4 protein-coding genes are annotated in these 8,118 nt (G+C 35.4%); all 4 read right to left on the bottom strand.

Features of this window, described 5'->3' with window-relative positions; translation table 11 throughout:
- On the bottom strand, positions 1 to 2,264 hold a 2,264-nt coding region (locus EPI11_RS18690; RefSeq protein WP_128391513.1), incomplete at its 3' end, for a PKD domain-containing protein.
- A 77-nt stretch (positions 2,265 to 2,341) separates the two neighbouring features.
- A complete protein-coding gene (locus EPI11_RS18685) occupies positions 2,342 to 4,699 on the bottom strand; it encodes a gliding motility-associated C-terminal domain-containing protein (RefSeq protein ID WP_128391512.1) in 2,358 nt (785 codons plus the stop codon).
- Between the two features lie 425 nt (positions 4,700 to 5,124).
- Positions 5,125 to 6,582, bottom strand: a complete 1,458-nt coding sequence (locus tag EPI11_RS18680) for a tetratricopeptide repeat protein (protein ID WP_164879222.1) — start codon at positions 6,580 to 6,582, stop codon at positions 5,125 to 5,127.
- A gap of 223 nt (positions 6,583 to 6,805) precedes the next feature.
- Positions 6,806 to 8,118, bottom strand: a 1,313-nt coding sequence (locus tag EPI11_RS18675; protein ID WP_164879221.1) for a T9SS type A sorting domain-containing protein, incomplete at its 5' end; no start/stop codon positions are given.

Below are 8,118 nucleotides of genomic sequence, written 5' to 3'. Positions count from 1 at the left end.
CAGGCGTAGAACGGCTGTAAATTAGAATTTATACCAGGTAGTGGATTTACTTTTATCACAAAACTTACTTCGCTCTTACAACCGGAATTATTTGTGGTAGATACATAAATAGTTTGCTGGTTTGATATGGTATTGGTAAAGTTCGTTGGGTCGGCTATCGCTACTCTTGTCCCTGCGCTTTGATACTCATATGTTAGTGTCAGTCCCGGGGTTGAAGTAATTGATGGGTACATCGAAGTCAAATCAAAACTCTCGAATCCATCACCCGGGTTATTGTAATCGCATTGTTTGTAAACGGGAATATTTGTGTTTAAAGGCGGCTGACCATTAACAATAAGATCAAGACTCCCTCCTGTTTTACAATCCGGAGCTGCAGGGTCTGCTGCCTGGAAGTATACTGTTTCTCCACCCGGAGTGGTATTGGTATAATTTGTTGGAGTAGTAATCGGGATATTGTTATTTAGATCGGATTGTGTTTTATAAAAAGTTACACTAAGTCCGTTAGCACCATTGGTGATTTGTGGAATAGACTGGGTAAGATCAAAATGGGAAATACCGCTGCCCGGTGTTTCTTCACAGGCTTCAAGAGCATTTGGGTTACCTAACTCCGGGGTAGGATTTACCATTAAAGTAAACGAAGTAATGTCAAAACAACTATTAGCTATACTCGTTACACGTGCATAAATTGTCTGAGGATTGCTCGTATTGGTATAATTCTGTGGCAATGGCAGGTTTTCTGCCCTGGCATCATCCTCACTTGCGTAATAAGCTACACTATAATCTGCTGACGGTTGGGTGCCTAAGATAGTGGCAGTCTGGTTTGATAATAAGAATGTTGAAAAACCATCATTTGGAACTATATCACAAACAGAAAGATTCAAAGGCTTATGTGCATCAGGACTAGGTAAAATTGTAACGGTGTTAGTTACTTTAATAACATTCAGTCCAATAGTAATTTCTAAAGTTACCGTATAAGTGCCGAGATCACTATAATTATGTACCGGACTTTCTTCTGTAGAGATAGTTCCATCTCCAAAATTCCAGCGTACAGTCCATTGAGGAAGCACTCCCCCATTAAAACAATAACTAAAATCAATAGGTACTCCTTTACAAACCTTTTGTGGCTCCTGTTTCCCATTTATAAAAAGAGTAGCATGATAAAAGGGCTGGGGAAAACTGGGCAATCCAATTGCATGAAGTTTTCCTCCCAAAAAAAGAGCGAATACATCAAGATCAGGAGCATTAAAATTATTAGGATCATTGATTGCTGCAAGATAGAATTGGTTATTTAGACGTGCATAATAAATTTTTCCATCTAACCCCATTTGTAATGCCCCGCTCACTCCATTTGGAGTATTATAAAAAACAATCTCCGAATCCGGTATTGATGCTGCTGTAAGATCATAACGAACTAAGCCACTATAAGTAGCATATAATACCTTACTGTCTAGAGAAAATTCCACACCATAATAAAGTCTATTATTAAAAGGTTCTGACTGAAAAAGAGTCTGTCCATTAGATATAGTTCCGTCAATATTATTAAAATCATATAATACTAAACTTCCTGTACCGTCCGTAAAAGTTGCTGCAAGCCTCTTACCATCCGGGGAAACCTTAAGGTATCCCTGCAAATCAGTATCACCTGTATATGGAAATGCATCTGATATTACAGGGTTTGTAATATCTATCCCTCCTTCAGTAAGAGAAAACGCATAAAATTTCTTTTTAAAGTAAGTAATGACCCAATAACCCGAGCAATCACCTTTTACAGTTGCTGCAATCTTTTCTGAAACACCTTGCTCTCCACCCAAGGGAACAGCGACATTTTTTTGAGTAGATACTACTTCCCCTTCAGTACCTAATGCCATATCAACTACAGTATACCTAAAACCATGTTTAGGACTAACCTCAACTGCATCTGTAGTGAAAATATAAAATAATTCGGAAGCTCCAGGGCCAGGAACAATCAAAGCCGATTGAGAACTCGAACTAGTTCCATTTAATCCTAGACCATTAGGCATAATAGTATGGTTCTTAGTATATACAGTGCTCCCATCTGTATAAAATAATAAATTACCAAACTCATCTGAAATAGCCGTACTTCCTTCAGCTGTAACTAACGCACCATTAGTAACAGGTACTGAGGAACCTGACGAAAAATCTACTCCTGCATTAGCACCGAAATACCAATGCGCGGTTTGCATTTGGGCCTGTACACTCAAAAGAGAAAAGAGAAATAAAACTATATAATATTTTTTTTTCATTAAGTATTTTTGGGCATTAGGTTTTAAAATGAAAGTTTACCGGTTATTATTTCAACCGGTAAACTACTTTTTAAGTATTAGTGATTTCTATTGATATAAATCCAACCCGTAAGTTTTTCACCGTCTGTCTTTTCAATAGCATAATAATAGGTACCATCAGGTAATTCTTTGCCATCACTATCCAGCCCCCCCCACTCTTTTATATAATTTGATCTAGAGTAAACCTCTCTTCCGTAGCGATTATAAATACCTATGTTACGAACTCCAATTCCGGTTAAATCAAACCAATCATTCAGGCCATCACCATTCGGAGAAATACCTTTTTGAATCTGGCATATTTTAATGATCGCTTCCGATTCGAATTTTCCAGCTGCCAAACAAGAGCTATTATCTTCTTTTACCTGATAAACAACAACGTATATTCCCGGTTTACTATTTTCAACATCTATTTCTCCTGTAATTGCATCGATAGAAAGACCCGGACTTGAGCTAAAGGTACCTCCGTTTGCAAAACCATTATTTAATACAGGATAAGCATTAATATCTTTTGTACATATCTCTCCATAACTAAAAGAGACTATTGGAATAGATAAATTGGTTATAATGATTACTGCCGAATCTGAATTACCTAACGTACATCCAGAACTTTGTACGGTATAAGTAACAGTATAAGTTCCCGCACTGCTTAACGATAAATCTATTTCTCCAGTTAAAGGATCAATACTTAATCCGGTTGGAGCATTGAACGTTCCTCCCCATACAAAATCGTTATCAACAATTGGAGTAGGATTATTACCTGATTTACAAACAGCACCAACATAGCTAAATTCTACCACTGCTGAAGTAATCGGAGAAACTGTTATGGTAATTTCTTTCCTTTCCGAAGAACATCCGTATGGCGAAGCAGATTCTACCCAATATGATACATTCCCTGTCAAAATAGGAGTAACAAAATCAGACCCGGTAAACAATATATCAGTTGCTGTTTCTGATGAATACCAATTAATAGTATTCCCCTCTGATTGAGCTGTCAAAGTCAATTCATTTCCAGTACAAACAGAGTAAGCTATTTCTGCAGTAAGAATCGGAGTTATACAATCAGGTCCTAATTTTACTACCCAGTAATCAAAACCTCCAATATTAGCAGTTATATCATCATCAGTAGATCTACTGCTTCCAATGGTTATAAAGCCGCCATCAGGGGTAAGTGCAAAACCCCATAAATTATCATTCAAAGTCCCTCCCATTGTCTTTGTCCAGATAATATCTCCTGTCTCCTGATTTAATTTCATCAAAAATTCATCAGTGCCTCCACGACCATTTATAATCTCTCCGTTTGTTGATTTTACATAAGTAATATAACTTCCACCTATTACGTAGTTACCATCGGGCATTATTTTAACATCAACAGCATTTCCTACAACCCCAAGCGTTTTTTGCCATAGTATTGCTCCGGCATTATCCAATTTTAGTACCCATTGTGACGAAGCATTATCCGGATCGGGATGACCTACAGCATCCCCGTCTCCTGAATACGTCATACCAGCTACCACAAAGTTACCCTCAGCCGTTTCTGCAATAGAATAGCCTTCCTCTATACTAGTCCCCCCATAGGCTTTCGCCCACTCAAAAGTTCCTGAAGCATCCATCTTAAGCACCCAAAGACGACCATTGGGATTATTAAGACCAGGGAAAATTTCATGTGTAGGTGTAGTTTCTGACTCTTCTGCATTTGTCCATCCTGTAGAGATGTATCCACCATCTGAGGTTTGAATAATGTTAAGTAGATGCGAAAATGTAAATGCTCCTCCTCCATAAGAGTTAGTCCATTCAATATTTCCTTGTGCATCTAATTTCGTGATTTTAGAACCATATACATAGGTTTCATCATCAGAGGTACCATTCGTCATAATAAAGCCACCATCGTTTGTTACTTTAATATCAAAAAAAGCATCCTCTGCTACAGTTCCATAGTTTTTTTGCCATTCAATAGTACCTGAGTTATCTATTTTTACAAGCCAAACATCCGTTCCTCCAATATTCGCAGATATATCACCATCGGTTGATGAACTGTTAGCTCCGAGTATATAGCCACCATCCGGAGTTTGCCTTATTTTCGAGGTATCTAGTCTTAATCCCGCCGCTGCTGTACCTTCAAAAGAACTTCCTCCATATGTTTTTTCCCATTCAAGAGTACCCGTGGCATTTAGTTTTGCAATCCAATAATCGCTCGCACCATAATGGGTAGTTACAGTCCCAGAAGCTTGAAATACATTTCCAAAAACAATATAACCACCGTCGGCAGTTACTGTAATACCTCCAGCACCATCATTTGATTCGCTCCCCAGAGATTTCTCCCATTGAATTTGCGGGATAATTTGTGCATTTAAAAATGCCACTGTAAACAATATTAATAAAGTAAATATTTTCTTCATACGTTTTGATAGTTTAAGGTAGTTTAAAGTTTTTGGTTTAATAGAAACATTTTGTACAGTACACAACAAAACTAACAGGTATTAACATAAAATTCAGAATTAAACAGGGTACAACAGGTGCATAACGAAGAAAAATTAACATGCACAACACATACATAACATTAACTAAATAAAACAAAAACAACTGATAATCAATATTTAAATATTAATTATTGGCATTTTTAGCTTTTTTATTCAATTGAATTTCATCAAAGCATAAATAAATAGTATTATTTTGCCTTTTTCATTATAAAATAAAAAATATATTCAGAAATAAACGGAAGCATCATTTTGAAAAGCAAAATCGTAACATGATTTTAATAATCAGGTTACGATCAGTATAATTTAATTATTAAAATAACCATATTACAATTCCAAAAAACGCTTTAAAATTGATTAAAAAAATAATACAGTTCAACATCCACAGGAATGTTTAATCTTTTTCGGATTCTGTTCTTCTTATTTTTAACGGTTGCAGGTTCTATACTTTGTATTTGCGCAATTTCTTTAGTTGACAGTTTCAATTTTAAAAAAGCACAAAATTTGATCTCAGATTCTACCAACTTAGGATTTATCTCTAACAGTTTTTCATAAAAACCAGGAAACTGATCGTGAAATGCAATAATGAATGCCTTATCATCATTTCTTGCCAATTCAGCTAAACGTTTGTAAACATCCATATCCTGAGGCTTTACAGATTGATTTATCTGTAAATAAGCTTCGTCAGCTTTTTCCTGCTTTTCTAACAGCTTATTCCTTATGTATAAACGAAACATTATACCAAGACTTATAAGCAGCAAAATTCCGGAACCGATACCTACATAAGTAGTATAGTTCTTTTCTTCAAGGAGCTTGTCGTTTATTATTTTATGGAGAGATTTATTTTTATTCTGCTCCTGCTTTAATAAGCTGTTCTGCAATTTTTCCAGATAATTATTGGCCTGTTCCAGACTATCAGTAGTTTTATAAATTTCAGATAAACTGCTATAAATAGCATTGATATTCTCTAATGTAGGATTGATATAAGATATTTTACTTTCTGCTTTTTTATAGTAATGTATAGCCTTGATATAATCTTTTTTTTCTTTATATACATATCCCAAAACAAGATAATTATTAAACTGGACTATGTCTGGCGTTTTGATCTTATCACTTAAAAGAAGTGAATGATTTATGAAGTATTCAGCCGAATCAATATCAATTTTTGAATAGACCTCTCCCAGATTTGTATAATTAACGCGTAGATTAAAATTTCTGGCTTCAGAATCCTTTAGCTTTTTTATCTCTGCATTTGCTTTTAAAAGCATTTTTGCTGCCTCATGTGATTTATTCAAGTCTATATAAGCACCACCAGCAGCCGAATAGGCATTCAATCGAAGAGTAATAACATCTTGTGGATCGGCTTTATAATTTGTTTTATTAAAAAGTTCACTGGCCTGTTCAAACTCATCTAAAGCTTTAACTGGCAGCCCACTAATTAAATAAATATTGGAAAAATGCACATGAGCTGTAGCCAAATAATGTGTGTTTTTATATTCTTCGGCTTTAGCCTGCAGTTTTTTTGTTGCATCGATGGCATTTTTTAAATCATTATTTGTGTAATACCAACATTTACGTGATAATAAAATAAGTTCAGCCTCTTTATTTTGTTCTTTTATGGCTTGTTTTAACAAATTATCAATGTCGGAAAAAGCCTTATCAGGATTTGTCATCAATAGTTCGCGATTCTCAGAAATACGCTCTTCAAGTATAGTGATTTTTTTATGATCAGTATTCTGGGCAAGCACTAAAAGGGCACTAAAAAATGTATATATATATATGATTAATTTAATTCTTCTATTCATTATAAAACGTAGTAAAAACATTAGATGCCGGCAAAGTTATACTATTTCCAAGTATTTCAATAAAATTTGATTTTTAAGTAACAACGTTCTTAATTTGCCTTTCCATCTTCATTAATTCTGTTCAAGAATTTAATATAACCGAGAAATATTATATCACAATCTATAAAATAAAAAGCCCCTTTTCAAATGATCAGGGGCTTTTTTTAGGTGATGAATGATATTTTTATTTCTTTACAAATTTTACATTGGCTCCAGATGCCGATTTTATGATATACACTCCTGAACTTAAAGAATTTACATTCACAATATTATTTCCGGATTTTAAGGTTTCACGTTGAATTGTTTTTCCTGTCATATCCACAATTACAACCTCAGTAGCTTCATTTAATTCAATAAACAATTGATCAGTTACCGGGTTTGGATAAATTTTCCAACCATTTCTAATAAATGTTTCTATACCCAATTCAGTAATTGTAATACAATCTGACGTTTCAGAGCAGCCATTCTGAGTTACAGCCACTGCATAAGAACCGGTTGCTGTCGCTGTGAAAGACGCATTAGTTTCTCCGTTAATAGACTGATTATCGGCACAATTGATCCATTGGTAAGTTGCGCCGGTTGCTGTTGCACTAATGGTATTTCCCTGAGTAGTTACTTCTGCATTTACCGAATTAACAATAACCAGCATTGTTGTTGTTTGAGCACATTCTCCGGATGCAGGAGTAAATGTATAAATTTTGGTTACTGTATTATTAATCGCAGGACTCCAGGTGCCACTTATACCATTATTTGATGTGTTAGGAAGTGTAAATGATTGCCCTGAACAAATAGGTGCAATTTGTGTAAATGCAGGTAGTACTTTATCATTTACAATCACCTTCATTGTTGTCATTGCAGCACACTGACCGCTATTTGGTATAAAAGTATACGTTATTGTAATGTTATTATTTATTCCAGGACTCCATGCTCCATTAATACCATTATCTGAAGTGGTAGGAAGTGTAAACGACTGTCCTGCACAAATAGGCGCCACTTGCGTAAATACTGGAACAATACTATTACTTGCATTCACAGTTACTATCATTGTAGTTGTCGATGCACATTGTCCTGCATTCGGAGTGAAAGTATAAGTTTTTGTCACAGTATTATTGATTGCAGGACTCCATGTGCCTGTTACACCATTGTTTGACGTTGTTGGAAGCACAAATGATTGTCCTGAACAGATAGCCGCAACTTGGGTAAATACTGGTAATACACTATTATTTACAGTTACCGTCATTGTTGTTGTAGATGCACATTGTCCTCCATTAGGTGTAAATGTATACGTAGTTGTGGCAGTATTATTTACTACAGGACTCCACGTACCAATGATTCCATTATTAGAAGTCGCAGGAAGAACAAATGATTGTCCTGAACAAATAGCTGCAATCTGAGTAAATACCGGTGTTGCAGTATTATTTGTATTTACTGTTACTGTCATTGTTGCAGCCGATGCACATTGACCTCCATTTGGTGTAAATGTATACGTCGTTGTGG

The sequence above is a fragment of the Flavobacterium cerinum genome (assembly GCF_004028155.1).
Classification (GTDB): domain Bacteria; phylum Bacteroidota; class Bacteroidia; order Flavobacteriales; family Flavobacteriaceae; genus Flavobacterium; species Flavobacterium cerinum.
Note: the sequence above shows the minus strand (reverse complement) of the source record. Positions and strands in the feature narration are given on the sequence as shown.